Raw genomic sequence first — 24995 nt, 5'->3', positions numbered from 1 at the left:
GCAATCTCGCGCGCGGGTCATCCCGGGGTCAGACCGCCTTGGCGTGACGGGAAGCGGTCTGGGGCAGCCGCGCGTCGAACGCGGCGGCCGCCACGCGCATCAGGCGACGCGCGGATTCCGGGATCGAGACCACCGCTCCATCGCGCTGGCAAAGACCCGACGGCGCTAGAGCCTCGGCCGCGTCAAGGCTGGCGGCCAGATGGTCCTCGGCGAAGCCGTGCGCGCGGCACACGCTCGCGACGTCGACGCGCAGGTCGCACATCAGGCGTTCGATGACGGCGGCGCGCAGGCGGTCCTCGTCGTCGATCGCCAGGCCTCGGTTCAGCGGCAGTTCGCCTTGCGAGACCCTGGCGGCCCATTGGTCCGTCGGCACGAAGTTCTGCACGAACCCCTCGCGGAACTGGCCGATCGACGAGGGGCCGATCGGAACCAGGACGGGCGCGGGATCGTCGGTATAGCCCTGGAAGTTGCGGCGCAGGCGCCCCTCGGCGGCCGCCTGGCTCAGCGAGTCGCTGGGCAGGGCGTAGTGGTCGAGTCCGATGCGGACATAGCCGAACTCGGTCAGCGCCGCGTCGGCGGCCTCGGCCTGGGCCCAGCGTCCGTCGATGTCGGCCAGGTCGGCTTGGCGGATCATCACCTGGTGCTTCTTCATCCAGGGCACGTGAGCGTAGCCGAACACGGCCACGCGGTCGGGGGCCAGCTGGGCGGCGAGGCGCGCCGAGGCGTAGACGTTCTCCGGCGTTTGCCCCGGCAAGCCGTACATCAGGTCGAAATTGATCGCGTCCACCCCGACCCCGCGCAGACGCTCGACGGCGCGCGCCACCTGTTCCAGCGGCTGGATGCGGTTGACCTTGGCCTGCACGTCCGGATCGAAGGTCTGCACGCCCAGGCTGGCGCGGGTGACGCCGGCCGCCCCCGCCGCATCGACGAACGCCTCCGACAACAGGCCAGGGTCGAGTTCGGCGGCGATCTCGGCGCCGGGACGGACGTTGAAGGCCCGCTTGATCCGATCGACGAGGGCGATGAAATCGGCGGGCCGCAAGGCGTTCGGGCTGCCGCCGCCAAAGTGCAGATGCGCCAGGCCGTCGTGTTCGCCGAGCGCCTCGGCCACCAGATCCACTTCCCGGGTCAGGACATCGACATAGGCGCCGACGCGATCATAGGTCGGGGCGATCGTGGTGTGGCAGCCGCAGTACCAGCAAAGCCGGCGACAGAACGGCACGTGCGTGTAGACCGACAGACGATCCTGCGGGCGCGTGGACGAGAACCAGCCTCGCGCCAGGTCCGACTGGGTGTCGTCGAAAGCCAGGGCGGTCGGATAGCTGGTGTAGCGCGGCAGATTGCGCTGCGCGTGGGCCCGCTGTTCCGCGGAAAGGGTCGTTGGCGTCATGCGCAAAGTCCTAGGAGATCAGCCTGGCGACGCAGGCGCACGCGGCGCGAAGCGCGCGCGTCGATGAGGCCCTGGTCCTGAAGCTGGGACAGGGTTCGCGAAACGGTGTGGATGGTCAGGCCCAGATAGTCGGCGATGTCCTGGCGGGTCATCGGCAGGGTCAGCTCGTCGATCGCGTCGAACCGCCGCGCGAAGTCGCACAGAAAGGCGGCGACCCGCTCGGTCGCGCCGAGGCGGGCCAGCATCGAGGCATGGTCCTGGCTGCGCTGAAGGCCGCCCGCCGCCAGGCTCAGCAGGCGCTGTCCCAGGGCGGCGTCGTCGGCGCAAAGGCTGCGCAGGGTCCGCAGCGGAATGGCGTGCAGCACCACATCGGTCATGCCTTCCGCCGAGCAGCGATAGGCGTTGGTCGCGTCCAGGCCCAGGACGTCGCCTGGAACATGGAAATCGCAGACATGGCGGCGACCGTCGCCGAGCAGGCGATAGGTCCGCACCGTCCCCGACAGCACTTGGTAGACCGTGTGCGCCCCCTCCCCTTCGGCGAAGATCTCCTCGCCGGCGGCCCGCCGCACGGAGATCCCGATGGGTACGATGGTCTGGTCGATCGGCGGCGCGGGCGCGGGCGGCCGGAGCGTAGGGAACTGAGCGACGGTGAGGGTCATGGTCGGCGAGGGTCCAGGGGCTGTCGGCGACCTTGGCAATAGCAACACGCGGCGACCGCCCGATATTCGGGAAATCCGCCTAGGTACTATTCCGAAATTCAGTCCTCGGGCCTCACCCCCTACAGGTGATTGTCCGATTCCCAAGAACCCGGACCAACCGTCATGGCCGCTGCGATCGACTCCGAAATTCTCCGCGGCGCGGACATGTTCGACCATCTCGACGACGTAGCCCGAGCCAGCGTGCTCGCGGCCGGCTCGGTGCGAAGCCTGTCGCCCGGGCGCGTGGTCTTCAGTCAAGGCGATCCCGGGATCACCTGTCACACCTTGCTGCAAGGCCGCGTCAAGATCGTCCAGGCGCGGCCAGACGGCAGCCAGTCGGTGATCCGTTTCATCGGCCCCGGCGAGATGTATGGAACGGTGGCGGCCTTGATGGACAAGCCCTTCCCCGCCGACGCGGTCGCCGTGGTCGATAGCCTCGAGGTCTATTGGAGCGTGGGGACCATGCGACAACTGATGGCCCGCTATCCCGAGATCGCCATGCGCTCGGCCGCCTCGGCCGGGACCCGCCTCTTCGAGCTGCAGGACCGGGTCGGCGAAATGGCCGGCGAGAAGGTCGAACAACGCATCGCCCGCACCTTGCTGCGCCTCGTTCAGCAGGCCGGCCGCCGCACCAGCGAGGGTGTGGAGATCGACTTTCCGATCACGCGCCAGGAATTGGCCGAGATGGCCGGCTCGACCCTCCATACGGTCAGCCGCACCCTGGCGGCCTGGGACGAACGCGGCGTCACCGGCAGCGCGCGCCGACGCATCGTCGTGCGAAAGCTCAGCGCGCTCGTCGACCTGGCCGAGCCGGCCTAAGGCCGATCGCGCCGGCGCCCAAGATCGGGCGACGGCGCGGCGGTGATCTATTTCAGAGCGGCCAGTTCGGCGGTCAGGCGCTTCTTGGCCGCGCCCGGCGCCGCGGCCGCGGCCGCTTCGGCCGCCGCGGCGTTCGACTTGCCATCGCCCACCTTGGCCACGAAGGTCATGCCAAAGCCCCAGTGGGGCATGCACTTGAAGCCGTAGAGTCCCGGCTTGGTCAGCTTGACCAGCACTTCCTTGCCGATCGCGCCTTTGACCAGTTCGGCGCCCGGCGGCAGCATTTCCTTGATCGACTCCACATTGTGGCCCGGGTCGGTCGGGATGAACCGTACGGTGTCGCCGACCTTCAGCTTGGCCGTGGACGGCTCGAACACCATCATGCCTTGGGTTCCCTGGTTCTGCATCTTGACCTGCAGCTCGGTCGCGCTGGCCGAACCGGCGCAGGCCAGGGCCAGGGCGGCCGCGCCGACCAATACCGACTTCAACATCGTCTCTCACCTTTCATTGCGCACGGACGCAGCCGCCCGCTCTCCCAAATGGATAGGCGCGCGCGAACCGTCCGACGTTGCGCCAGCGCAAGCGGTCGTCAGCTGCGTGAAGACCACCCCCTCCTCAAGGCGAAGGTCATCGCGAAATTCACCGTCGTAGCGCTCCAGAAGCGCCCGCAGGCTGGCGGCTTCCTCGTTATTGGCCAGATCGCCGGCCAGGGCGGTCAGCGCCGACAGGCGCTCGCGCACCAGGTCGTGTTCGGCGCTGAGCTGCATCAGGCTGCCTTGCAGCGCCTCGCGATCGCGCGGCCGCCTCGAAAGCAGCCGGGCCTCGGCGATCTGATGGCGCCAAAGCTCGGCCATCAGTTCGGCCAGGCCATCGGCCAAGGGCTTGGCCACGCGGCGGTCGCGCGTCGCCAGGCCCCGCGCCAAGGCCAGGGCTAGGGCCAGGTCACAGATATGTTGGCGATGATGATCGAACACATCCTCGATCAGCTCGGCGTCATCCCATTCGAGATCAGGATACGGTCCGGTCCACAGGCCTGGAGTCGTCATGGCGAAATCCTCCCGGTCGCCACTCTCCGCCCGATCGCCGATCCGCTCCTTGTTCTTCGACAAGTTTGCCCGACGCCGAATCCGGCAGGCTTCGATTTTCCCCCAATGGAGCCCGAACATGGCCTTCGACATCCCCCTGGCCGCCGAGATTTGGGCCGGCAAGTATCGTTTCGCGCCCGAGGGCGGCGGCGGCGACCTCAGTGTCGAGGATAGCTGGCGCCGCGTGGCGCACGCGGTGGCCCAGGCCGAGCCGGCCGACCGCCGCGAGATCTGGAACGAGCGGTTCCTGGCCGCGCTCGAGGAGTTCCAGTTCCTGCCGGCGGGACGTATCCTGGCCGGCGCCGGCACGGCGCGCGCCGTCACACTGTTCAACTGCTTCGTCATGGGCTCGCTGCCCGACGACCTTCCGGGCATTTTCGAGCACCTGCGCGAGGCGGCCGTCACCCTTCAGCAGGGCGGCGGCGTGGGCATGGACTTCTCCACGCTGCGGCCGGCCGGCGCGCCCGTGCGCGGCGTCGGGGCCGACGCCTCGGGCCCGTTGAGCTTCATGGACGTGTGGGACGCCATGTGCCGCACCATCCTGTCTGCCGGCCAGCGGCGCGGCGCGATGATGGGCTGTCTCCGGATCGACCACCCCGACATCGAGGCGTTCATCGACGCCAAGCGCGATCCGTCGCGACTGCGCAACTTCAACCTCTCGGTCCTGGTCACCGACGCCTTCCTGGCGGCGTTGGCCGCCGACGAGGAATGGCCGTTGGTGTTCGAAGGCCAGGTGTTTCGGACCGTGCGCGCGGCCGACCTGTGGACCCGGCTGATGAGCGCGACCTACGCCTATGCCGAACCGGGCGTCATCTTCATCGACCAGGTCAACGCCCGCAACAACTTGGCGGCTTGCGAGACCATCAGCGCCTCCAACCCCTGCGGCGAGCAGATGCTGCCGCCCTACGGGGCCTGCCTCCTGGGGTCGATCAACCTGGCCCGCCTGGTGGCCGCGCCCTTTTCGGAAGGCGCCAGCCTCGACGAAGAGCGCCTGGCCGACCTCACCCGCGTGGCCGTTCGGTTCCTGGACAACGTCATCGACATCTCGCGCTTTCCTCTGGCCGCCCAGGAGCGCGAGGCGCGCGACAAGCGCCGCCTGGGCCTGGGGGTGACCGGCCTGGCCGACGCCTTGATCTTCTGCGGCTTGCGCTACGGGACCGAGGAGGCCGCCGCCATGACGCGCCATTGGCTCGGGATCATCAAGCGCGAGGCCTATCGCTGCTCGGCGCAGCTCGCCGCCGAAAAGGGCCCCTATCCGCTCTACGACGCCGAGGTCCTCGAACGGCCCAACCTGTTGTCGCTGGACGCCGAGACCCGGGCGCTGATCGCCCAGCATGGGCTGCGCAACGGCTGCCTGACCTCGATCGCCCCGACCGGCACGACCTCGCTGGTGGCCGGCAATGTCTCGTCCGGGATCGAGCCGGTCTTCGCCTACGCCTATGAACGCAAGATCCGCCAGCCGGACGGCTCGACGCGTCAAGAGTCCGTGCAGGACTACGCGCTGACGGTCTGGAAGCGTCTGCGCGGCGACGAGGAGCCGCCCGAGGCGGTGTTCGTATCGGCCCAGACCCTTTCGCCGCGAGACCATCTGGTCATGCAGGCCGCCGCCCAGGAGGTGATCGACAGCTCGATCTCCAAGACCGTCAACTGCCCCGAGGACATCGACTTCGAAGCCTTCTGCGGCATCTATCTCGAAGGCTGGAAGTCCGGCTGCAAGGGCCTGACGACCTATCGGCCCAACGCCGTCACCGGCTCGGTCCTGTCGGTGAGCAGCGCCTCGCCGCCGGCGGCGGACCCGACCTCGGCCAGCGAGACGCCGCTGGCCGCGCGCGAGGAGGCGCTGGAGGGGGTGACCTACAAGATCAAATGGCCCCACAGCGCCCACGCCGTCTATGTGACCGTCAACGACGCGATGATCGAAGGTCGCCGGCGCCCGTTCGAGATCTTCGTCAACTCCAAGAACATGGAGCACTACGCCTGGACCCTGGCCCTGACGCGCATGATCTCGGCGGTCTTCCGGCGGGGCGGCGACGTCGGCTTCGTCGCCGAGGAGCTGAAGGCCGTGTTCGATCCGCAAGGCGGGGCGTGGTTGGGCGGCCGGTATGTCGCCTCCTTGCCCGCCGCGATCGGCGGCGTCGTCGAACGCCACCTGCGCCACGAGGCGCGCGCTCCGGTCGGCGTCGAACCCACGGACGCCCAAGCGCCGTCGTACGTCGCCATGGCGGCGCGGCCGGCGATCTGCCCGCGTTGCGCCAGCGCGGCCCTGGTCCGCAAGGAAGGCTGCGACACCTGCGGCGACTGCGGCTACTCCAAGTGTGGCTGAGCCACGAAAAAGGGCCCGCCAATTGGCGGGCCCCTCTGCCGTGCGATCTTGCTTGGACGAAGCGCTACAGTTTGAACTCCAGGCTGGCCCAGGCCCGGGTCGCGTCGGGATAGGTCGGTCCCTTGGTCTCGAACCGCGCCACGCCCAGCTCCATCGTCCACCCCTTGGTCAAGGGCGCGGAGACGGCCGCGTCGAGTTCCCGGCCGAGCGCCTGATGGCCCAGGCTGGTGTCGAAGCTGTGAGCTTCGCCCGTCAGTTTCACGGGGCGCTTGACGCCCAGGCTCGTCGCGCCACGCAGGAAGACGTCGCGCACGCCCTTGGCGGGGGTGGCGCCGATCACGTCCGACCAGCCCTGGAAGCCGTGCAGGGAAGCCAGCGGGGTCTGGAAAGCATGGACCCCGTCGCCCTCGAGACGCTCGAGATTCACCGACAGGCTCGACCTCGCCGTCTTCAGGCCGGCCGAGGCCATGCCGTAGTCCAAGGCGAAGGTCTGCGGGTTGGCCCCGTAGTCTTTCTGCCGGGCGTATTCGAGCTCCCAGGTTCCGCTGAGGCCTGGCTTGAGAACGCGAGACCCGGACCACCGCGCGCCCATCGTTCTGGACGACTGGGCGGCGGCGTTGTCGAGGTCGACGAGAACGGCGTAGGCGCTGGCCTTGCCCGCGGCGCCCAGGTCGCCTTCGGCATGAGCGATATGAACGTCGCCGCGCCAGACGCCTTGAGCCGATTTGCGCCCCAGCGGGCGGCGCACTCGGTCGGCATAGGCGTAGGTCAGGGTCACCGTCCGCGCCGGCTTGGCGACGAGCTTGACCGCGTCGAAGGTCTGTTCGTTCTGCCGCCAACCGCTGTTGCCCACGAAACGCGCGTTGCCCATCACCAGCCGCTGGCGACCGATGTCGAGACCAAAACGGTCGGAGGGACGCCACTCCATGGCGGCGCGGTTGAGCTCCACGGTCTTGGGATCCGGAATGACCGCCTTGCCAGGCGCGGCGCGCACGCCGTCGGCGTAGCCGTCATTGAAGGCGCCGACGGCCTCCAGCTCGACCAGGCCCGAAAAGGTCCTGCTCAAGGGCGCGCGCCAGCCCAGGCGCAGGCGTCCGGTCGCCGCCTGGGCGTCGGGGCCGTCAGGGTCGTAGGACTCGTAGCGCAAGCGCGCTTCGAGGAGCAGTTTTCCGGGGATCGGCGCGGCCTGCGCGACGATCGGCGCGCCAAGAACCAGCGCGCCCAGGCTCGCCGCGGCGAGCAGGTGAAGATGTCTCATGACCATACCAGCGATGGGAGAAAGGACGGGGCGGCGATCTTCGCCGCCCCGTTCGCGGATCAGTGACCGCTGCCCTTGTGGGGGTTCGGCGGGGCGGTGAACACCGACGGGGCGTCCGCGCCTTCGACGTGCAGGATGCCGGCGCCGCCGCGTTCCAGCCGGCTCAGGGCGTGGTCGACCATGATGTAGTTGCCGGGGACGTCGAGCTTGAAGTCGACCACCGTGGCGCCGCCCGGCGCGACCGTGACGGTCTGGACGTCCTTGATCGTTCCCGAGGTCAGCGAGCCGTAGGGATAGACGTGGTCGAAGATCTCGCCGATCACGTGGAAGCTCGAGGTCTTGTTGGGCCCGCCGACGCCGAAGAAGATCCGCACCGTTTCGCCGACCTTGGCCTGCAGGGCGCGGTCGCCGGTCAGGGCTTTGAAGCCGCCGTTGAAGACGTAGTACTCCGGCTGTTCGTTCAGCAGCTTCTCGACGCTTTCGTTGAGCAGGCCCTTCGACCCCATCGCCTCGTCCGTATAGACCTCGCCCTGCATCACGTAGAATTCGCGGTCGACCTTTGCCAGGCCTTCCTCGGGCTCGACCAGAATGGCGCCGTACATGCCGTTGGCGATGTGCTCGGCCACCATGGGCGTGGCGCAGTGGTAGACATAGAGACCCGGCGCCATGGCCTTGAAGGTGAAGGTCTGGGTTTCACCCGGAGCGGCCATGGTGGCGACCGCGCCGCCCCCTGGGCCCGTTACGGCGTGAAAATCGACATTGTGCATATGCTCGCTGTCGGGCGCATTGGTCAGGCGAACCTCGACCGTGTCCCCAACGCGCACGCGCACCATCGGTCCGGGCACCTTGCCGTTGAAGGTCCAGAACTTGAAGCTGGCGCCGTCGGCGAGCTTGCCGACAACTTCCTGGGTCACCAGATCGACCTTGACGGTCGCGGGGGCGCGCCGCGTGATGGGCGGCGGCAGATCGGACGCCAGACGCACGGTGTCGGCGATCGCCGGCGAAGCCGCCCCTGCGGTCGCGTCTGGGGCGGCGTGGGCCGCGCCGGCCAAGGCGAGCGTCGCGACGGTGGCGAAAAGAGCGAGGGCTTTCATGATCCTATCCTCAGGCGTCGGAGCGGCGCCGATGGGAGGATTGGTACGCCTGCCCGCGCGGCGTTCGTTGTGCGTGCGCAACCTCCCCAAAGGCGCGGTGACGTTTCGCGAGATTGATCTGGCGCATGGCCGGCGCCGATGGATCGTCCATCGTCGACGGAACAACGCCGCGGCCGAGCCTAGGAGGAGCGCGCATTTGCGTCTGACGGAACGGACCCTGCTTGGCCTGAGAATCGTGGCCGCGGTCGACGCCGCCGGGACCAGCCTGACCGTCGACAATCTCGCGCGGCTGACCCACGCCGATCGCGATCACACCAGCAAGGTCGTGCATGGGCTGGCCTGCGCCGGCCTGGTCGCCACCACGCGGGGTCGCCGTGGCGGCGTCAGCGCCCGGCCCGGCGCGGCGGCGCGCCCTTCGGCCATCGTCCTGGCCCTGGAATCCTGCGTGCCGCGCCAGGACTGCCATCCTTGCCCCCTGGCCGAAACCTGCGCCCTGCCCGCCCTCACCGGGCTCGCCACCGAGGCGTTCCTGGCCGCGCTGGATGCGGGCGGGCTGGAAGCCTTTCGCGCGCCTTCAGACGAGATGGGCCGCGATGCGCTCGCAACGTCGCCGCTCACGGGTCGCCTGGCCCGCCGGCTCGGAGTCTAGCGTGGCGTGGTTGTCGATCAGCGCGTCAGGCTTGGCCAGCCGCGCCAGGATGGCCGGGCGAGTCAGGGTCACCAGAGCGCCGTCCACCTTGACGCCGTAGGGTCCGAGGCTGGCGAACGCGCGTGACAGGTTCTCGGGCGTCATGCCCAGCAGCGAGGCCAGGACGCGCTTCTGACATGGCAGCTTGAGGGTCGCCCCGCCGCCCTGACGAGTTTGTTGGGCCAGCAAGTAATTGGCCAGGCGCTCGAGCGCTCCGCGCAACTTGTAGTTCTTCAGCGCCCGGACCACGCCGCTATAGCAACCCGACAGCTCTTCGGCGACGGCGAACGAGAGCCCGCTGTCTTCGCGCACGGCCTGGCGGAAGGTCTCGCCCGGGATCATCAGGACCTGGCTTCGCATGATCGTGCGCGCCGTCATCAAGGCCGGCGCGTCGAGAATGACCGAGGCCAGCACGAAGGTGGACAGAGGCTTGAGCAGGGCGAGCGTCGAATCGCGATCGTTCCAGGTGCCCTCCAGTTCCACCGCGCCTTCGAGCAGAACGTACAGAAAGTCGTTGCTCTCCCCCTCGGCGGTGAGCTGCGCGCCGCGTGGAAAACGCTGAAGAAAAGCGCTTCGGCACAGCCTGGCGAAGGTGTCGGCCTGGGCCGCCTCCAGCAAAGGCAGCTGGCGAACGCGCAGGAGATCGGCGGGCTTGAGGGTCATGTGGAGCTTTCGACAGGAACGCCGACTCTCCAATAGCCAGGGTTTGGGCCCTCTGACCTTGACGATCATCAATCCCCCGATCCCTCGCGATCAAGCCAGACCCACCTCTCGACGACGACGACGCGCCGGAGGGCGCCAACTGAGCGGCGAGCGCCATGCCGGCGATACCCGCGCCCAGAATGGCCACGTCGGCGTCCATCCTAAGGCGCGCCCACCGACAGCATTCCAGCCTGACCATGAAGATAGCCATCGACCACGGGTCCAGGCGGGCCCTGGGCGATCACGGCCGCGCGCAGATCGCCCGGCTTCAAAGCGCCGCGCACGAAGGCGCCGAAGGCGGCCAGAAGCGCTTTCACATCGCCGCTGTGAGGCGAGATCCTCAGCGACCTTATCCCCGCGTCGACAAGACGCTCCGGCTCCACGTCGGCCAGATGGCAACCGTCCGAGAGCGTCTGGATTCCATTGACCGCCAGGAACGGCGCTCCTTCGACGGTGCGCACGCTCAGGCCGTCGGGATCGATCTCGCAGGCGAACAGGCAGCTGTCCTTGTGCGCCTTGCGAAGCCGAGCGTGATAGCAGCGCGCCGACAGCGCCAGCGGAAGGCGTCCATAGGCAAAGAGCTCGATTTCGACCTCCGGGCAGGCGTGCGCGATGGTCGCGATCGCTTCGAGCGAGAGCTCGACATTCGCGCAAAGGCGAACGCACCCGCGAGCCGCCAAGGTCGCCACGGCGCTGGCGTTGTAAAGATTGAGCATGGGGCCGGCGACGAAGGGCGTTCCCGTCGGCAGCGACATCAAGGCGGCGACGTCATTGACTTCGAGCAGCGGCTGGGCGGCGGCCAGCTCCCGCAGCGATTTTTGCTCGCGCGGCGTGGACGGCAGGGCCTGGCTGGCCCAGACCACCGACTTGCCGGCGGCGACCAACGTCTCCTCGGCCGCGATCAGGGCTTCCAACGTCAGGGGCGCGCGCTTGCCGCAGACCACCTCGCCCAAATAGACGCGGGAGACCTCCGGACATTCGGCGACCGCGGCGTAGTAGTCGGCGATGCGCGTGGCTGACCACAGGAACATCAGCGGTCCAACGGTCAGGTCCAGAGCGGCGCCGGTCATCGCCATTTGCGCCGATAGGCGCCCTCGGTTTCGCGCCCGCCCTCGGCCAAGTCCGACAGCAGGCGCGCGAACGGATCGCAATCCTGGCCAGTATCGAGCGCATCGATCGCGCCTCGGAACGCGGCGGCGACACGACGAACATAGGTCTTGCCGCGTTGACGACCTTCGACCTTGATCGCCTTCACCCCCGCCGCCCGCAGGTCCTTCAGGACGGACATGGCGTTGAGGCTGACAGGATCCTCGAAGAGATAGCTCGCTTCGCCCATCGCCTCGAAGCGTCCCTTGCACAGGGTCGGATAGCCCGCGTTTTCACCGGCCGCGAGCCGGTCGATGGCCACGCCCGCCAGCCGCGGCGTCAAGCCAAGCGCGTTGGTCTCGAAACTGACGGCCTCGGGCGGCGAACAGACGCCGGAAAGGTTGGGCGAGCGGCCCGTGGCGTAGGATGACAGGGCGCAGCGTCCCTCGGCCATCACGCACAGGCCGCCAAACACGAAAGCCTCCAGCTCCACCGACGTCTGTTGGGCCAAGACGGCGATCTCAGGGGCGCTCATCACCCGAGGCAGGACGACGCGTCGAACCCCGAAGCTTTCGGCGTAGAACCGGATCGCATCGAGCGAATTGGCCGCGGCTTGCACAGAGAGGTGCAGGCGCAAATCCGGATAGGCCTGCTTGGCGTAGGCCAAGACCCCGATGTCGGCGACGATGACGGCGTCCGCGCCGGCGACCACCGCGGCGTCGATTGACCGCCGCCACGTCTCATCGCCGCCGGCCCGAGCGAAGGTGTTGATCGCCACGAGCACCTTGACCTGGCGTTCGTGCGCGAAGGCCACCCCTTGCGCCAATTCGGCGGGAGAGAAGTTCAAGCCCGGGAAGTTGCGGGCATTGGTTTCGTCGCGCAGGCCGCAATAGACGCTGTCGGCGCCCGCCTCGATGGCCGCGTGCAACATTGGGGGCGCGCCCGCCGGACAGACCAGTTCGATAGAACCCATCCTACGCGCTCCGCCAGTGATGGAGCGTCCAGTCCAGACCCCGATTGACCAGGCCGCGCGCCGAGGCCGGCGCGCCGATCAGATCGGCCAGGGTGAGGTCGGCGGCCTCCAGCGCATTGTGCAGAGCCATAAGCGCACTGGTGTCGCCCGCGACGCGAATGCGGCGCGAGAAGAAGGCGGCGTCGGCATCGAACGTGCCGTCGAAGACCCGCAGAAGGTCGACCATCTGGCCCGCGATGCGGACATCGGCGCGCACGGTCTTGGCGGCCGCCGTCGACAGCACCCGGACCTGGCCGGAGGTTCCCGAGGGGCGCAGGCTGAATGCCAGCGGCGCGTCGGTGAATTCGATCAGGAAGAGGCTCTCACGGTAAGCGGCCAGACGAGCGAAGGCGTCGGGATGGATCCTGACCAGCCTGCGCAAGGCCAGGGTCAGGATGTAGCTTGGTCCCAGCAGAAGGGACTTGGCCGCGATCGCGGCCAAGTTTTGTGGCGAACCTTCGCCGCCGCGTCGAAATCCGCCCATGTCGCCTCCAAATCAGGGCGCGACCCTAAGCGGCGCCAAGCGGGCGGCAATGACGCCGTTCAAGGCCCGACATGATCGCGGTCAAGGGCTAGTCTCGCGTTCCTTGAGCACGCGCAAAGTGGGTCCCGGCGCGTTGGGCTAAGCGCCGAGCGACAGCCAGGAGGAGCTCGGTCATGAGCAATTGGTCAAAGGACGACGTGCTGAAGCAGACGCGGGCGCGCGGCGTGTTCTTCGTCAGCCAGACGCCCAACTGCGGGGCCCTGCGGCTGCTGTGCGGCCAGTTGGTGCGCGAGGGCCTGTTGGCCTCTGCGGGCCGGCGCGGCCGGATGCTGGTCTTCTACATGCCGCGCGCCTCGAACTTGGCGGCCGACAACGTGGAGACCGCTCTGGCTTCCTAGTCTCGCCTCGAAAGAGGAGTTCCCCATGGACATCACCCAACTGCCCGTGAGCGATCTGGCCGTCAGCCGTCCCGGCGCCACGGCCGTGTTTCGACGGTTCAAGATCGACTACTGCGGAGACGGACGACAGGTCTTGGCCGAGGCGGCGCGAACCCGCGGGGTTGATCCGCGACTCGTGGCCGAGGCGATCCTTTCGCTGGAACCGGAAACGCAGGCCGCGCCAGACGACACGCCGGCCCTGATCGACCACCTGCTCGAGCGCTACCACCAGACCCATCGTCGCCAGTTCGCCGAGGCGATGCGATTGGCCCGTCGGGTCGAGGCCGTGCATGGCGACAATCCTGACCGCCCGATCGGCCTGTCGCAGCATTTGGCCTTCATGCTGGACGACCTGGAGATCCATCAGCAGAAGGAGGAGCTGATGCTGTTCCCGATGATGCGGAACAGGACCGGCCCCTCGGTCGGCGCCCCGATCGCCTGCATGGTCGCCGAGCACGAGGACGTGGTCGAGCAACTGAACGGCCTCGCGCGCCTGACGCGGGACTTCACGCCGCCGGCCAGGGCCTGCACGACCTGGCGAGCGCTCTATGCGCTCTGCGCCGAGATCGACGCGGATCTCCGTGACCACATGCACCTGGAGAACAACGTCCTCTTCAGGCGCTTCGGCTAGGATCAGCCCGCCTCGTCCTGAACCGAAAGGGCCATGCGCACCAGCTCCGAAAGGCTGCGAGCCTGCATCTTGCTCATCAAGTTGGCGCGGTGGATCTCGACGGTGCGCGGACTGATGCCCAGGTCGTAGGCGATCACCTTGTTGGCGCGGCCGTCGACCAGGCCCTTGAGGACGTCGCGCTCGCGCGGCGACAGCGCCGCCAGGCGTCGTCGGGTCTCCGCCAGGGCCGCGTCCTGGTCTCGCTGGATCTTGCCGCGCTCCAGGGCCGAGCGGATCGCGGTCAGCAGCTGTTCCTCGTCGAAGGGTTTTTCGATGAAATCGGCCACGCCGGCCTTCATGGCCTCGATCGCCAGCGGCACATCGGCGTGGCCGGTCATGACGATGATCGGCGCGCGATAGTCGCGCTCCTTCAGCTTGCGGACCATCTCCAGCCCGTTCATCTCGGGCATGCGCACGTCGGTGAGCACGCAGCCGCCGTCGTCCGACGGAAGGGCGTCGAGAAACGCGATCGCCGAGTCGAAGAGGCGATAGGGGATGCGATTGACCTGCAGCAGAAAGCCGAGTGAATCCCGCATGGCCGCGTCGTCATCGATGATGTGAACGACTCCCTCACTCAAGATCCAGGTCTCCTTCCACGAGCTTCAGGGTGAACTTGAACGTGGCGCCGCCGCCCTCCGTGGGCTCGACCCACAGACGCCCGCCATGCGCTTCGATGATCGTCCGCGAAATCGAGAGGCCAACGCCCATGCCGTCGCGCTTGGTGGTCATGAAGGGCGCGAACAGATTGTCGGCGATTTCCGGCGCGATCCCCGGCCCGGTGTCGCTGAACGTGACCAGGGCGTGGTCGTCCGCCCGTCCCACGCTGATGGTCAGTTCACGACGCGGCGCGCCGGCCATGGCGTCCACCGCGTTGCGGATCAGATTGACGATCACCTGCTGGATCTGGACGCGGTCGGCCAGAACCTCGTCGATGGCGCGGTCGTAGTCGAAGCGCACGTCCACGCCCAATTCGCGCGCGCCGATCAGAGCCAGGGCGGCGGCTTCCTCGATCATCCGGTTCAGGCTCTCCACCTGCATCTCGGTCTCGCCGCGGGCCACGAAATCGCGCAGGCGACGAATGATCGCACCGGCCCGCAGCGCTTGGTCGCCGGCTTTTTCGAGCGCGTCCCCCAACAAGGATCGATCGATTTCCGGCTCGTCGAGCAGACGGCGTCCGCCTTTCAGATAATTGGCCAGGGCCGACAGCGGCTGGTTGATTTCGTGAGCCAGCGCCGAGGCCATTTCGCCCATCGAGGTCAGTCGCGCGATGTGAACCAGTTCACCCTGCAACTCCTGCAAGCGCGCCTGGGTGCGCTGGGTTTCGGTAAGGTCGCGCACGAAGCCGGTGAAGAACCGGCCCTGCCCGCTGCGGATCTCCCCCACCGACAGTTCCATCGGAAAGGTCGAACCATCCTTGCGCTGGCCGATAACCACGCGGCCAAGGCCGATGATCCGCCGCTCGCCGGTGGCATAGTAGCGTTGCAGATAGCCGTCGTGGGCGGAGCGGTACGGCTCGGGCATCAGACGATTGACGTTCTCGCCGAAGATCTCGGACGGCGACCAGCCAAAAAGCCGTTCGGCCGCGGAACTGAACGACCGGACCAGACCCGCCTCGTCGATCAGAACCATGGCGTCGGGCACGGTGGCGAGGATCGAGGCCAGGTGCGCCTCGCGCATCAGAAGGTCTTCGGTGACCGCCTCGGTTCTCTGTCGGGCGATCCGGAAGCGTTCGCCGCCGACGCTGATGGCGGTGCCGACGGCGACGAAGAGGCCGACGCCGACCGCGTCGCCCAGGTCCAGGCCATCGCCTCGCGCGCTGAGCGCCAGGATGCAGGCGGCGCCGACCCCGCAGGCCAGAAAACCGCCTATCGCCCCTCGATAGGCGGCCGCGGCGATGACCGCCGGAAAGAAAAACAGATAGAGGCCGCGCTCGCCCAGGAGCGGCTCGAACAGGAGCCGTGTGGCCACGCCCATCGCGACGAGACCGATGGCGACGCCGGTCGCTATGGCCGCCTCACGCTTGGGGTCTCGGCGCGCCTGAATGAGCTCGTCGATGGTCATCGCTCCGCGCTAGGGCCAGCGGCCCCAACAGGCCACCCAGGGATTCCCCTTAGGGACAGACCAGAATTTTGCGCCCGTGCGGCAGGTCGTATCAAGGCCTCGTTGAAAGCGCGGCCAGGGGGCCGTTCATCTGAAAGGCAGCGACCATGACCGGTCCTCAGGTTCGTCTCGATATCCACTACCAACCGAAGGGCGTTTCGGACGTCGTCGCCTACGGTTTCGTGAAAGCCCTGCGCTTCTGCGCCGACACCTTCTTCGCCAAGCGCTACGGCCATCGGGCCGTGGTTCTGGAGACGGTCGCGGCTGTTCCGGGCATGGTCGGCGCGACCCTCAACCACCTGAAGTGCCTGCGCCGCATGGAAAGCGATCGCGGCTGGATCAAGACCTTGATGGACGAGGCCGAAAACGAGCGCATGCACCTGATGACCTTCATCGAGGTGGCCAAGCCGACCCTGTTCGAACGTTTCGTGGTCGTCGCCGCCCAGTGGGTCTTCTACCTGTTCTTCTTCGGCCTCTACCTCGTCTCCTCCAAGACCGCCCACCGCGTGGTCGGGTATTTCGAGGAAGAGGCGGTGATCAGCTACACCCACTATCTGGCCGAGATCGACGAAGGTCGCAGCGCCAACGTCCCCGCCCCGCAGCTGGCCTTGGACTATTGGGGCCTGCCCACGGGCGCGACCCTGCGGGACGTGGTCGAGGTCGTGCGGGCCGACGAAGCGCACCATCGCGACGTCAACCACGGGTTCGCCAACGAACTCTGCGGCCGGCCGACCGGCGACGTGGCGCCCTGCCCGCCGCATGTCGAACTCGAGCCGCATTGGAAAGCGGCCGCCTGAACCCTCTTCTCCACCGGCGGCGCTGAAGGCGCCGCCGCATTGGATGCTCCGCCGTGCCCCCATCGCCTTCCCCCGCCGCGCCTTCCGTTCTGGTCCTCGAGCAGGACCGGGCGCTGGGCTTGGCCCTGCGCTTTTCGCTGGCGCTGGAAGGCTATCGGGTCGAGACGTTCGATACGTCTTCTATCTTCCTCGAGCGCCTGGCCGGCGCGCCGTTCGATGCGGTGATCGTTGGCCAGGCCTCGCCGAGCATCGACGCGTTCGCGCTGCTCGAGCCGCTACGCCGCCGCGCGCCCAAGACGCCCGTGCTGCTGACGGCGACCAATCCCACGCAAGCCCTTCGCCGCCAGGCTCGCCAGAACCGCATGGTGGTGATCGAGAAACCCTTGCTGGGCGACGGCCTGGTCGAGGCGCTCAAGACCGCGCTGGGCGGCTGATCCAACTTGTTCGCGCGCAACGACGACCCATGAGGCGCGGCGCAGGGTCGTGGTCGCGTCGCCCTCCAGGCACGCGCGCCGGAGACCAAGTTCGATGTCCACCGCCTCCCAACGGCGCGCCTATGGCGGGCCGGCGCTGTTCAGCTACGGCTTTCGCCCGTTCTTTCTCTCGGGCGCGGCCTGGGCGGCGCTGGCGGTGCCGCTGTGGATCTGGTCCCTGCTGGGCGGTCCCGCCGTCGCCGGCCACCGGGACTGGCACGTCCACGAGATGCTGTTCGGCTTTCTGCCGGCCATCGTCGCGGGCTTTCTGACCACGGCCGTGCCCAACTGGACGGGCCGGATGCCGGTTATCGGCCGGGGCCTCGCGGGCCTCTGGCTCCTATGGCTCGCTGGCCGCGTGGCGATGCTTCTGCAGGTCTTCCTCGGACCGGTCGCGACGATCGTCGATGCGGCGTTTCCCGTCGTCTTCGCCGCCGTCATCTGGCGCGAGGTCATGGCGGGCAAGAATTGGCGCAACCTGCCCGTCTGCCTGATGACCAGCCTGCTGGCCGCGGCCAACATCGCCTTCCACCTCGACGCCGCCCTGAATCTGCAAGGCCTGGGCGCGCGCCTGGCCTTGGCGACGGCGGCGGCGATGCTCGCCCTGATCGGCGGCCGCATCACGCCCAGCTTCACGACGAACTGGCTTCGCCAACGCGGAGAGACCCAGTTGCCGGCGACCTTCGCGGGGATCGACAAGGCCGCCGTCGTGATGACGCCGGCGGCCGGGCTGGCCTGGGCGCTCGCGCCCACCCATCCCGCGGCCGGGATCGCGTTGATGGCGGCCGGCCTGCTGAACCTGGTCCGCGTCGCGCGCTGGAGAGGCCTGCGGACCCTGGCCGAACCCCTGATCGCCATTCTGCACGTCAGCTACGCCTGGTTGGGCCTCGGCCTTGGCCTCCTGGGCCTCAGTGTCGCGACCCAGCTCGCGCCAGCGGCGGCCGGCGTCCACGCCGTGTCGGCCGGCGCGATCGGCGTCACGTGCCTGGCGGTCATGTCGCGGGCCACCCGTGGCCATACCGGGCGGGCGCTGACCGCGGATCTGGCGACGGTGGGCGTGTTCGTCGCCATCAATGTCGCCGCGGTCCTGAGGGTCGTGGCTCCCTTCACCCAGGCGGCCCAGCCGATGCTGCTCATTCTGGCCGCGCTGTTCTGGTCGCTGGCCTACGGCGGCTTCGTGGCGGCCTATGGACCCATGCTTTGGGGACCTCGCCGCTAGAGGCGCCGGGGCCAAAAGGCGCAAGTGCGTGGTTTCGTCGCATACGGGGAGCCCGGAATGGGGCCCGATTAGGTATCATCCCCAATGGAACCGGACCGCCTGGATTCCCTACCCTCCACGTCAAGCTCTGGGGGACCTCATGCCGTTCCAACTTCTATCAAATCCGCGCTCGCGCCTTGCGCCCGAGCCTGCCGCGCTGGAAGCCTTCGGCCGCCTCGCCCGCCTGTCGCGCTTCGGCGCCGGCGAGGACATCTTCGCCCAGGAGGCCCAGGCCACCGGCTATTATCGCCTGGTCAAGGGCGTGGCGCGCGGAACACGCCTTCTGGTCGATGGCCGCCGGCAAGTGAGCGCCTTCTATTTTCCGGGCGACATGTTCGGCCTGGAGATCGGCGCGATCCACCTCAACGCCGTGGAAGCGCTGAGCGACTGTGAAGTGCAGATCGTCAAGCGCGCTGCCCTGGCCGCCGCGCCGGACGGGCCTCGCATCGAGCGTCTGGTCTGGCAGGTGACCAGCCAGCAGTTGGAGGGCGCCCACGAGCGCATGCTGCTTCTGGCGCGGCACAACGCCTATGAGAAGGTCGCCTGCTTCCTGATGGAGATCGCGCGCCGCGGCGAAGGACCGTGGGCGAATTTGGCCATGAGCCGTCAGGACATCGCCGACTATCTGGGCCTGACGATCGAGACGGTGTCGCGCATGCTCACCCAGCTGCAGCATGACGGCGTCGTCGCGCTGGACGGTTCGCGCCGGTTCAGGATGTCCCCTCGCCGCGAGACGGCCGGCAACCTGGCCGCCTGAGTCCGAGCCGGCGCCTCAGGCCGCCCGAGCGCCGAGGCGCGCGACCTTTTCGACCCAGCCCAGGCGCTGGGTCTGGCTGGCCGCATCCGTGGGGCCCACATAGGTCAGACGCACGGGCCGGACGCCGCAGAGTTCCAGGATATTGCGCCGCAGGCTCGCCATGGCGTGGCCCGCGAACCAGAGCCGATAGACCAGCGGCGGCATGCCCATGGTGACGATCACCCGGGCCGATCGGCCGCCCAAGGTCGGCCCCGGCTTGACCGCGAAGCCCGGTCGCAGGACCATTTCCAGATAGCCCTTCACCACGGCGGGCATGTCGCCCATCCAGAGCGGAAACAGCAGCACGAGATGATCGCACCAGGCCATCTGGGCCTGATGCTCGGCCACCGCTTCACTGGCGGGCGCTTCCCACTCGGCTCTCGTCTTCAGGAGCGGCCAGTCCAGGGCGGCCAAGTCGATGACGCGCACGGTGTGCCCGGCCTCCCGGGCCGCGGCGGCGTAGGATCGGGCCAGGCCGTGCACGAGGCGATCGGCCGAGGCGTCCGGATGGCCGTCGATCAGCAGTATCTTGCGCGCGCGCACGATGGCCTCCTTCGGAGCTCGGGCCGGCTGAGGCGCTGATCAACGCTTGTCTTCCGGCCGGGCTGGGGTCCTTCCCGCCGGCAGGGCCAGCCGACGGGAAGGTCTCTCGCGGACGTTCAGGGGACGTCCGCTCGAGTTCAGAACTGGTGGGCCAGACCGATCGAGGTCACCAGCGGGTCGAGGTCGACCTTGGCCTTCAGCGCGCCGCCGTTGATCTTGGCGTCGGTGTTGAAATAGACCTTCTTGATGTCGGCGTTGATCAGCCAGCTGTTCTTGAGCTTGACGTTGACGCCCGCCTGCAGCGCGTAGCCGACGCCGTCATCGACCTTCACGGTGAAACCGTTCTTGTTCTTGTCGCCGTAGAACAGCATGTAGTTCAGGCCCGCCCCGACATAGGGACTGACGCGCGCCTTCGGCAGCGGATGATATTGCAGGGTCACCACCGGCGGCAGCACCCAGGTCTTGTGGACGAGCACGTCGGTGCTGCCCCCTTGAGCGCGGATGTCATGCTGGGTGGTGCCCAGGATGGCCTCGACGGCGACCTTGTCGCTCAGGAAGTACGTGAAGCCCAGGGTGGGCTTGATGTCGTTGGTGACATGGGCCTTCAGCCCCGAATTGGCGCCGGCGGCGGTCAGGATGGCCGCGTCCTTGGCGGGCGCCACCTGCGTCAGGCGCGCATAGACGATCAGGTCGCCCTTGGCGTTGCTCGTGAAATCCTGCGCGTTGGCCGCGCTCGCGCCTAGGGCGCCAAACGCGACGAGCGAAAGAATAGCGGTTTTCATAATCTATCCCCAGATGTGGCGACGTTTCTGTTGTTCGTCGCATATTCACCTTGCAGGGAATGAGCTCAGCGCACCTTGACTTGGATCATGTTCGCCAAATCTTATCGCGTCTTGATTTTCTATATTTAAGTAGCCTGGTCGTGCCACCGCCTTCTCAGGACGGGTCGGCCGGCGGTCGGTCGTCGAGGTGGTCGTTGAGGATGCGCTCGGCGTCGCCCTTGGGATCGTCATATTGTCCCGAGCGCATCGTCCAGAAGAAGGCCAACAGGCCCAAGGCGCCCAGCCCGATCGAGGCGGGGGCCAGGAACAGCACGATGTTCATCGGCGCGAAACTCCTCGGCCGCCGAGCGACAGTCTTGGCCGCGCGGCGTTGAGCAACACCACCATCGAGGAGCCGGACATCGCCAAGGCCGCGATGAAAGGATTGATCAGGCCCGCCATCGCCGCCGGGGCCGCGATAAGATTGTAGAGCGCTGAAAATCCGAAATTCTCCAAGGCGCGCCGGCGCGCTTCCCGCGCGGTCTCGATGGCGTCGACGACAACGCCGAGGTCTTGCCCGGTGAAGACCAGGTCGGCGGCGTTCTGGGCGGCGTCGACGGCCGCGCCCGGGGCCATGGAAGCCTGGGCCCTGGCCAGGGCCGCGGCGTCGTTGAGGCCGTCGCCGACCATCAGCACCTTGCGCCCTTGGTCCTTCAAGGCGTCGACGATCGCGGCCTTCTCGAAGGGCGTCAGGCCCGCGCGCCAGTCGGTGATCCCGACGTCCCGCGCCACGTCGCCCACCGGCCCGGCCAGGTCGCCGGACAGGATCTCGACGCTCAGTCCCATTTGGCGCAGCGCCGCGACGGTCCGCGCCGCGTCGTCGCGCGGTCGGTCCTCGAACGCGAAGCGGATCTTCAACTCATCCTCGAAGCCGAACCAGAGCTCGGTCTCGCGGGCGCTGGCGCCTTGGACCCCGACGAAGGCCGCGCGGCCCAATCGAGCGCGGCGGCCGTCGATCCGGCCTTCCACGCCCTGACCTGGTGTCTCGACGCAATCGCTCGCCACGGGACCAGGCCCCGCCTCGTCGGCCATCGCCTTGGCCAGGGGGTGCCGCGAGGCGCGCGCCAGGGGCGCGGCGAGGGCGACCAGGTGCGCCGGCGCGTCGATCAGGCGCGGACGCCCCAGGGTCAGAACGCCGGTCTTGTCGAAGACCACGTGGTCGACCTTGGCCAGCCGCTCGAGCGCCGCGCCCGACTTGACCAGCACGCCCCTCCGAAAGAGGCGGCTGGATGCGGCGATCTGCACGGCTGGGACGGCGAGGCCCAAGGCGCAAGGACAGGTGACGATCAGGACGGCCGCGGCCCGCAACAGCGCCTCGCGCGGGCCGAGGCCCAACGCCCAGCCGCCGACGAAGGTCAAGGCGGCGGCGGTGTGGACCACGGGCACGTACAGCGCCGCGGCCTTGTCGGCCAGACGGACATAGGCCGACCGGGATTGGGCGCCGGCCTCCATGAGCCGGGCGATGGCCGCGACGGTGGAGTCTTCGCTGCGGGCGGTGGCGATCATCACCAGGCGCCCGGACAGGTTCAGCGCGCCCGCGTGAAGCCGCGCTCCGGGACCGATCGGGGCGGTGGCCGTCTCGCCGGTGATCAGGGCGTTGTCGATGTCGGACTGGCCGGCCTCGACCGTCCCGTCAACAGGGATGCGTTGGCCCGGCGCGACGACCAAGCGGTCGCCGACCTTCACCTCGGCCACGGGCACGCCGTGCTCGAGCCCGCCGCTCAGCCGCATCGCCACCGGCGTCTGCAAGGCCAGCAGGTCGCGGGCGGCCGAGCGGGCGGTGGCCCGTAGACGGTGGTCCAGATAGCGGCCGATCAGCAACAGGAACAGCAGCGTCACCGCCGCGTCGAAATAGGCGTGCTTGCCCCTAAGGATGGTCTCCGAGAAGCTGACGATCAGGGTCAGGATCACGCCAATCGAAATCGGCACGTCCATGTTGGCCTTGCCGCGCTTGAGCGAGGCCCAGGCCGAGCGGAAGAACGGCCGACCCGCGAACAGCGCGCACGGCGTCGCGACGATCGCCGCCATCCAGTACATCAGCGTCAGGGTCGAGCCGTTCAGCTCCTGGCCAAACAGTCCCGCCCACGCTGGCACCGTGAACATCATGACATTGCCGGCCCCGAAACCGGCCACGCCGAGCGCCAGGGCCAGTTCGCGCCCTTCGCGATCCTGCGCGGCCAGCGCCTCGCTGGGATCGAAAAGGCAGGCGCGATAGCCCAGAGCCTCGACCGTCTCGACGATCCGCCCCGGTCCGTCCGCGCGACCGGCCAGCTCCACAGCCAGTTTTCCGGTCGTCAGGTTGAGGCGAGCGCTCGTCACCTCCGGCAGGGCGTCCACCGCCGTCTCGATCTTCCGGATGCACCCGGCGCATCGCGCTCCGCTGACCAGAAGCTCCACGCGGCCCCGTCCGGACGCGTCGCGGCGAACAAAGGCCTCCAGGTCGTGGCCGAGGGTCAGGCTCTGGGTCATCGCGCCGCCACCAGCCGCGTTTCGAGCTCGAACTGGTCGCGCCCGTTACGGGCGGTGGCCCGCAGATCCCACGCGCCATCCAGCTTCGCGCTCGCCGCGTAGCGCCCATTTCCGAGCGGCTTGAAGTTCAGGATCTGCCGCCCGGTCTCGGTGGCCGGCCGCTCCAGCACGCCGGTCAGGGACAGACGATCCAGCGGCGCGCCGGTTCGGTCGACCAGCCGGACCTCGACCTGGTCGACCGCGGGCGTGGTCACGCTGGCCGACCAGCCCAGGGCGGCTTCGCGCTGACGCAGCGAAAGCGTCTTGTTGAAGGCCAGGCCGGCCTCATAGGGATTGGAGGCGACCTCGCCGGAGAAGGTTCGGTAGGCCTGGACCATGAACAGGGTGTCGACGCCGATCACGATCGCGAAGAACGCGACCACGCCGATCAGGACGTGCCAGCCGGTGATCACCCCTTTTGGCGCGGGGAGCTTGGCCGAGAGAGGCGCGGTGGCGGTCATTGCGGGTTCGCGGCTCCTGAAAGGAAGACGGTCTTGGCGTCGGCTTGGACGTCGCCGGCGCGCACGACGAACCGACCGGGCGTGCTGGGCTCCAGCGACGCGTCGGCCGGGGCCGTGACGAAGATGCGCAGCGAGACCACCTGGTCGGCCGGCGCGGTGACGGTGACGCGGCCGCCCTCGCCGCCGGGCTGGCTGAGCCGCGCGCCGGGGACGCCGTCGAACGCGACCTCGAACCGGCGCGTGAAGAAGGTGCGGTTGGTGATCTTCAGCGTGTAGCCATCGCGCACCGCGCCGTCGTGCATGCGCACGAACATCGGATTGCGATCGCGGATGACGTGGAGATCGGCCTTGGGCCGGGTGGCGAGCGACCACAGGGTCAGGCCGCCGACGAGGCTCAGCGCGGCGGCGTAGTAGACCGTCCGCGAGCGCACGGGCTTGTAGGTCGCCTTCTGGCCGCAGGCCCGATTGGCGACCGCCGCGTCGGTGTCATAGGCGATCAGGCCGGTGGGCCGACCCAGCTTGCTCATGATCTCGTCGCAGGCGTCGACGCAGAGGCCGCAGTTGATGCACTCCAACTGGCTGCCGTCGCGGATGTCGATGCCCATCGGGCAGACCACCACGCACTGACGGCAGTCGACACAGTCGCCGCGCCCGGTCCAGTCCTGGCCCTTCTTGTGGGCCCCGCGCGGCTCGCCGCGGTCGCGCAGATAGGTCACCTGCAACGAATGCTCGTCCAGCATGGCGCCTTGGATGCGGGGCCACGGGCACATGTAGGTGCAGACCTGCTCGCGCATCCAGCCGGCGAAGATGTAGGTGGTCGCGGTCAACAGGGCGCAAGACACGTAGGCGGTGATCGGCGCCTGGCCGGTCCAGAAGGTGCGGATCAGGGTCGGGGCGTCGTGGAAGTAGAAGATCCACGCCCCGCCCGTGCCGAACGCGATGCCCAGCCAGACCAGATGCTTGCCGGTCTTGCGCCAGAGCTTGTTGAAGGACAGCGGCGCGGCGTCCAGGCGCATGCGGGCGTTGCGGTCGCCCTCGAACAGGCGCTCGACGACGATGTAGAGGTCGGTCCAGACGGTCTGCGGGCAGGCATAGCCGCACCACAGCCGGCCGAACAGCGCCGTCACCAGGAACAGAGTCAGGGCTCCGGCGATCATCAAGCCGGTGATGATGTGGACGTCCTGCGGCCACAGCTGGATGTCGAAGAAGTAGAAGCGACCGCCGGCGAAATCGACCAGCGCCGCCTGCTGCGGAAAACCTTCGGGGCGCTTCCAGCGGATCCAAGGCGTGACGTAGTAGATCGTCAGGGTGACGATCAGCAGCGCCCATTTCACCGCGCGCCACGTGCCGTGGACGAGCTTGGGATAGATCGGCTGGCGAGGCTGGTAGAGCCGCCCCGCCGCCGCGCCCTTGCCGTTGGCGCGGGCGGCGGCGGAGACCGCCGACCGCGCCTGGGGCTTGGGCTTGGTGTTGTCGATCAGCGTGGGCATGG

The 24995-nt window shown here is 68.3% G+C and carries 27 protein-coding genes; 9 read left to right on the top strand and 18 right to left on the bottom strand.

Translation table 11 applies throughout. The annotated features are described in order from the left end of the window. Positions 1 to 28: 28 nt before the first annotated feature. Complete coding sequence (hemN, locus tag ABIC66_RS10850) at positions 29 to 1390, bottom strand: oxygen-independent coproporphyrinogen III oxidase (protein ID WP_354070132.1); 1362 nt, start codon at positions 1388 to 1390, stop codon at positions 29 to 31. Further along, the gene (locus ABIC66_RS10845) at positions 1387 to 2049 is read right to left on the bottom strand and encodes a helix-turn-helix domain-containing protein (RefSeq protein WP_354070130.1); all 663 of its coding nucleotides are present in this window, start codon (positions 2047 to 2049) and stop codon (positions 1387 to 1389) included. Before ABIC66_RS10845 ends, hemN begins: the two co-directional genes overlap by 4 nt. A gap of 162 nt (positions 2050 to 2211) precedes the next feature. Between ABIC66_RS10845 and ABIC66_RS10840 the strand changes: the two genes are divergently transcribed. Next, positions 2212 to 2907 carry a Crp/Fnr family transcriptional regulator gene (locus ABIC66_RS10840; RefSeq protein WP_354070128.1) on the top strand — a complete coding sequence of 232 codons (696 nt, stop codon included), beginning with the start codon at positions 2212 to 2214 and terminating at the stop codon, positions 2905 to 2907. A gap of 47 nt (positions 2908 to 2954) precedes the next feature. On the opposite strand, the gene ABIC66_RS10835 is transcribed toward ABIC66_RS10840, so the two are convergent. Beyond that, entirely contained in the window at positions 2955 to 3398 is a 444-nt protein-coding gene (locus ABIC66_RS10835; protein WP_354070126.1) for a pseudoazurin, read from the bottom strand. Positions 3399 to 3404: 6 nt separating this feature from the next. Beyond that, positions 3405 to 4085 (bottom strand): hemerythrin domain-containing protein, encoded by a 681-nt coding sequence (locus ABIC66_RS10830; protein ID WP_354070124.1) that lies wholly within the window; start codon positions 4083 to 4085, stop codon positions 3405 to 3407. On the opposite strand from ABIC66_RS10830, the gene ABIC66_RS10825 reads away from it, so the two are divergent. Then, positions 4072 to 6315, top strand: a complete 2244-nt coding sequence (locus ABIC66_RS10825; RefSeq protein ID WP_354070122.1) for an adenosylcobalamin-dependent ribonucleoside-diphosphate reductase — start codon at positions 4072 to 4074, stop codon at positions 6313 to 6315. The genes ABIC66_RS10830 and ABIC66_RS10825 overlap by 14 nt on opposite strands. Positions 6316 to 6379: 64 nt before the next feature. Here ABIC66_RS10825 and ABIC66_RS10820 read toward each other — a convergent pair whose 3' ends face one another. Then, on the bottom strand, positions 6380 to 7573 hold the full coding sequence (locus ABIC66_RS10820) for a hypothetical protein (RefSeq protein ID WP_354070120.1): 1194 nt from the start codon (positions 7571 to 7573) through the stop codon (positions 6380 to 6382). Between the two features lie 59 nt (positions 7574 to 7632). After that, positions 7633 to 8667, bottom strand: a complete 1035-nt coding sequence (gene nirK / locus ABIC66_RS10815) for a copper-containing nitrite reductase (RefSeq protein ID WP_354070118.1) — start codon at positions 8665 to 8667, stop codon at positions 7633 to 7635. A 196-nt stretch (positions 8668 to 8863) separates the two neighbouring features. Here nirK and ABIC66_RS10810 point away from each other — a divergent pair, with 196 nt between their 5' ends. Further along, positions 8864 to 9316, top strand: coding sequence for an Rrf2 family transcriptional regulator (locus ABIC66_RS10810; protein ID WP_354070116.1), 453 nt, complete (start codon positions 8864 to 8866; stop codon positions 9314 to 9316). Here ABIC66_RS10810 and ftrB read toward each other — a convergent pair. The 4 genes from ftrB to ubiT form a co-directional block, all read right to left on the bottom strand. Next, on the bottom strand, positions 9242 to 10018 hold the full coding sequence (ftrB, locus tag ABIC66_RS10805) for a transcriptional activator FtrB (protein WP_354070114.1): 777 nt from the start codon (positions 10016 to 10018) through the stop codon (positions 9242 to 9244). The genes ABIC66_RS10810 and ftrB overlap by 75 nt on opposite strands. Before the next feature lie 200 nt (positions 10019 to 10218). Then, the gene (gene ubiV / locus ABIC66_RS10800) at positions 10219 to 11127 is read right to left on the bottom strand and encodes a ubiquinone anaerobic biosynthesis protein UbiV (RefSeq protein ID WP_354070112.1); all 909 of its coding nucleotides are present in this window, start codon (positions 11125 to 11127) and stop codon (positions 10219 to 10221) included. Next, the gene (gene ubiU / locus ABIC66_RS10795; RefSeq protein ID WP_354070110.1) at positions 11124 to 12116 is read right to left on the bottom strand and encodes a ubiquinone anaerobic biosynthesis protein UbiU; all 993 of its coding nucleotides are present in this window, start codon (positions 12114 to 12116) and stop codon (positions 11124 to 11126) included. Before ubiU ends, ubiV begins: the two co-directional genes overlap by 4 nt. A 1-nt stretch (position 12117) precedes the next feature. After that, positions 12118 to 12597 (bottom strand): ubiquinone anaerobic biosynthesis accessory factor UbiT, encoded by a 480-nt coding sequence (gene ubiT, locus ABIC66_RS10790; protein ID WP_354070108.1) that lies wholly within the window; start codon positions 12595 to 12597, stop codon positions 12118 to 12120. 215 nt (positions 12598 to 12812) lie between these two features. Here ubiT and ABIC66_RS10785 point away from each other — a divergent pair, with 215 nt between their 5' ends. Both ABIC66_RS10785 and ABIC66_RS10780 read left to right on the top strand, forming a co-directional pair. Beyond that, complete coding sequence (locus ABIC66_RS10785; protein ID WP_354070107.1) at positions 12813 to 13037, top strand: hypothetical protein; 225 nt, start codon at positions 12813 to 12815, stop codon at positions 13035 to 13037. A 25-nt stretch (positions 13038 to 13062) separates the two neighbouring features. Beyond that, entirely contained in the window at positions 13063 to 13707 is a 645-nt protein-coding gene (locus ABIC66_RS10780; RefSeq protein ID WP_354070105.1) for a DUF542 domain-containing protein, read from the top strand. A 2-nt stretch (positions 13708 to 13709) separates the two neighbouring features. Here the strand turns inward: ABIC66_RS10780 and fixJ are convergent, their stop codons facing one another. Together fixJ and ABIC66_RS10770 are read right to left on the bottom strand one after the other, a co-directional pair. Further along, a complete protein-coding gene (gene fixJ, locus ABIC66_RS10775) occupies positions 13710 to 14324 on the bottom strand; it encodes a response regulator FixJ (protein ID WP_354070103.1) in 615 nt (204 codons plus the stop codon). Further along, positions 14317 to 15807 (bottom strand): sensor histidine kinase, encoded by a 1491-nt coding sequence (locus ABIC66_RS10770; protein WP_354070101.1) that lies wholly within the window; start codon positions 15805 to 15807, stop codon positions 14317 to 14319. The genes fixJ and ABIC66_RS10770 overlap by 8 nt, the downstream gene beginning before the upstream one ends. A gap of 146 nt (positions 15808 to 15953) precedes the next feature. Here ABIC66_RS10770 and ABIC66_RS10765 point away from each other — a divergent pair, with 146 nt between their 5' ends. From ABIC66_RS10765 to ABIC66_RS10750, 4 genes are all read left to right on the top strand, one after another. Further along, the gene (locus tag ABIC66_RS10765) at positions 15954 to 16643 is read left to right on the top strand and encodes an alternative oxidase (RefSeq protein ID WP_354070099.1); all 690 of its coding nucleotides are present in this window, start codon (positions 15954 to 15956) and stop codon (positions 16641 to 16643) included. A gap of 53 nt (positions 16644 to 16696) precedes the next feature. Next, positions 16697 to 17077 carry a response regulator gene (locus ABIC66_RS10760; RefSeq protein WP_354070097.1) on the top strand — a complete coding sequence of 127 codons (381 nt, stop codon included), beginning with the start codon at positions 16697 to 16699 and terminating at the stop codon, positions 17075 to 17077. A 94-nt stretch (positions 17078 to 17171) separates the two neighbouring features. Continuing rightward, complete coding sequence (locus ABIC66_RS10755) at positions 17172 to 18335, top strand: NnrS family protein (protein ID WP_354070096.1); 1164 nt, start codon at positions 17172 to 17174, stop codon at positions 18333 to 18335. Positions 18336 to 18474: 139 nt separating this feature from the next. Then, entirely contained in the window at positions 18475 to 19131 is a 657-nt protein-coding gene (locus ABIC66_RS10750; RefSeq protein ID WP_354070094.1) for a helix-turn-helix domain-containing protein, read from the top strand. Between the two features lie 15 nt (positions 19132 to 19146). Here the strand turns inward: ABIC66_RS10750 and ABIC66_RS10745 are convergent, their stop codons facing one another. The 6 genes from ABIC66_RS10745 to ccoG all read right to left on the bottom strand — a co-directional run bounded on the left by ABIC66_RS10745 (position 19147) and on the right by ccoG (position 24993). Continuing rightward, positions 19147 to 19713 carry an NAD(P)H-dependent oxidoreductase gene (locus ABIC66_RS10745; RefSeq protein WP_354070092.1) on the bottom strand — a complete coding sequence of 189 codons (567 nt, stop codon included), beginning with the start codon at positions 19711 to 19713 and terminating at the stop codon, positions 19147 to 19149. Between the two features lie 137 nt (positions 19714 to 19850). After that, entirely contained in the window at positions 19851 to 20495 is a 645-nt protein-coding gene (locus tag ABIC66_RS10740) for an OmpW family outer membrane protein (RefSeq protein WP_354070090.1), read from the bottom strand. Between the two features lie 154 nt (positions 20496 to 20649). Further along, positions 20650 to 20817 (bottom strand): cbb3-type cytochrome oxidase assembly protein CcoS, encoded by a 168-nt coding sequence (ccoS, locus tag ABIC66_RS10735; RefSeq protein WP_354070089.1) that lies wholly within the window; start codon positions 20815 to 20817, stop codon positions 20650 to 20652. Then, a complete protein-coding gene (locus tag ABIC66_RS10730) occupies positions 20814 to 23003 on the bottom strand; it encodes a heavy metal translocating P-type ATPase (protein WP_354070087.1) in 2190 nt (729 codons plus the stop codon). The genes ccoS and ABIC66_RS10730 overlap by 4 nt, the downstream gene beginning before the upstream one ends. After that, positions 23000 to 23503, bottom strand: coding sequence for a FixH family protein (locus ABIC66_RS10725; RefSeq protein ID WP_354070086.1), 504 nt, complete (start codon positions 23501 to 23503; stop codon positions 23000 to 23002). The genes ABIC66_RS10730 and ABIC66_RS10725 overlap by 4 nt, the downstream gene beginning before the upstream one ends. Further along, a complete protein-coding gene (ccoG, locus tag ABIC66_RS10720; protein WP_354070084.1) occupies positions 23500 to 24993 on the bottom strand; it encodes a cytochrome c oxidase accessory protein CcoG in 1494 nt (497 codons plus the stop codon). The genes ABIC66_RS10725 and ccoG overlap by 4 nt, the downstream gene beginning before the upstream one ends. Positions 24994 to 24995: the final 2 nt, after the last annotated feature.

This window comes from Caulobacter sp. 1776 (genome assembly GCF_040545685.1).
Taxonomy (GTDB): Bacteria; Pseudomonadota; Alphaproteobacteria; order Caulobacterales; family Caulobacteraceae; genus Caulobacter.
The sequence above is the reverse complement of the archived record's forward strand: the minus strand, read 5'-3'. Positions and strand labels throughout refer to the sequence as shown.

Bases quoted from the DNA above. Each gene is read 5' to 3' on its own strand.
- ABIC66_RS10785 (WP_354070107.1), top strand. From the start codon at position 12,813: ATGAGCAATTGGTCAAAGGACGACGTGCTGAAGCAGACGCGGGCGCGC.
- ABIC66_RS10770 (WP_354070101.1), bottom strand. From the start codon at position 15,807: ATGACCATCGACGAGCTCATTCAGGCGCGCCGAGACCCCAAGCGTGAG.
- ABIC66_RS10730 (WP_354070087.1), bottom strand. From the start codon at position 23,003: ATGACCCAGAGCCTGACCCTCGGCCACGACCTGGAGGCCTTTGTTCGC.
- ABIC66_RS10825 (WP_354070122.1), top strand. From the start codon at position 4,072: ATGGCCTTCGACATCCCCCTGGCCGCCGAGATTTGGGCCGGCAAGTAT.
- ABIC66_RS10840 (WP_354070128.1), top strand. From the start codon at position 2,212: ATGGCCGCTGCGATCGACTCCGAAATTCTCCGCGGCGCGGACATGTTC.
- ubiV (WP_354070112.1), bottom strand. From the start codon at position 11,127: ATGACCGGCGCCGCTCTGGACCTGACCGTTGGACCGCTGATGTTCCTG.
- ABIC66_RS10830 (WP_354070124.1), bottom strand. From the start codon at position 4,085: ATGTCGAAGGCCATGTTCGGGCTCCATTGGGGGAAAATCGAAGCCTGC.
- ubiU (WP_354070110.1), bottom strand. From the start codon at position 12,116: ATGGGTTCTATCGAACTGGTCTGTCCGGCGGGCGCGCCCCCAATGTTG.
- ABIC66_RS10845 (WP_354070130.1), bottom strand. From the start codon at position 2,049: ATGACCCTCACCGTCGCTCAGTTCCCTACGCTCCGGCCGCCCGCGCCC.
- nirK (WP_354070118.1), bottom strand. From the start codon at position 8,667: ATGAAAGCCCTCGCTCTTTTCGCCACCGTCGCGACGCTCGCCTTGGCC.
- ABIC66_RS10780 (WP_354070105.1), top strand. From the start codon at position 13,063: ATGGACATCACCCAACTGCCCGTGAGCGATCTGGCCGTCAGCCGTCCC.
- ccoG (WP_354070084.1), bottom strand. From the start codon at position 24,993: ATGCCCACGCTGATCGACAACACCAAGCCCAAGCCCCAGGCGCGGTCG.
- ABIC66_RS10765 (WP_354070099.1), top strand. From the start codon at position 15,954: ATGACCGGTCCTCAGGTTCGTCTCGATATCCACTACCAACCGAAGGGC.
- ABIC66_RS10725 (WP_354070086.1), bottom strand. From the start codon at position 23,503: ATGACCGCCACCGCGCCTCTCTCGGCCAAGCTCCCCGCGCCAAAAGGG.
- ABIC66_RS10755 (WP_354070096.1), top strand. From the start codon at position 17,172: ATGTCCACCGCCTCCCAACGGCGCGCCTATGGCGGGCCGGCGCTGTTC.
- ABIC66_RS10820 (WP_354070120.1), bottom strand. From the start codon at position 7,573: ATGAGACATCTTCACCTGCTCGCCGCGGCGAGCCTGGGCGCGCTGGTT.
- ccoS (WP_354070089.1), bottom strand. From the start codon at position 20,817: ATGAACATCGTGCTGTTCCTGGCCCCCGCCTCGATCGGGCTGGGCGCC.
- ftrB (WP_354070114.1), bottom strand. From the start codon at position 10,018: ATGACCCTCAAGCCCGCCGATCTCCTGCGCGTTCGCCAGCTGCCTTTG.
- ABIC66_RS10835 (WP_354070126.1), bottom strand. From the start codon at position 3,398: ATGTTGAAGTCGGTATTGGTCGGCGCGGCCGCCCTGGCCCTGGCCTGC.
- ABIC66_RS10750 (WP_354070094.1), top strand. From the start codon at position 18,475: ATGCCGTTCCAACTTCTATCAAATCCGCGCTCGCGCCTTGCGCCCGAG.
- ABIC66_RS10740 (WP_354070090.1), bottom strand. From the start codon at position 20,495: ATGAAAACCGCTATTCTTTCGCTCGTCGCGTTTGGCGCCCTAGGCGCG.
- hemN (WP_354070132.1), bottom strand. From the start codon at position 1,390: ATGACGCCAACGACCCTTTCCGCGGAACAGCGGGCCCACGCGCAGCGC.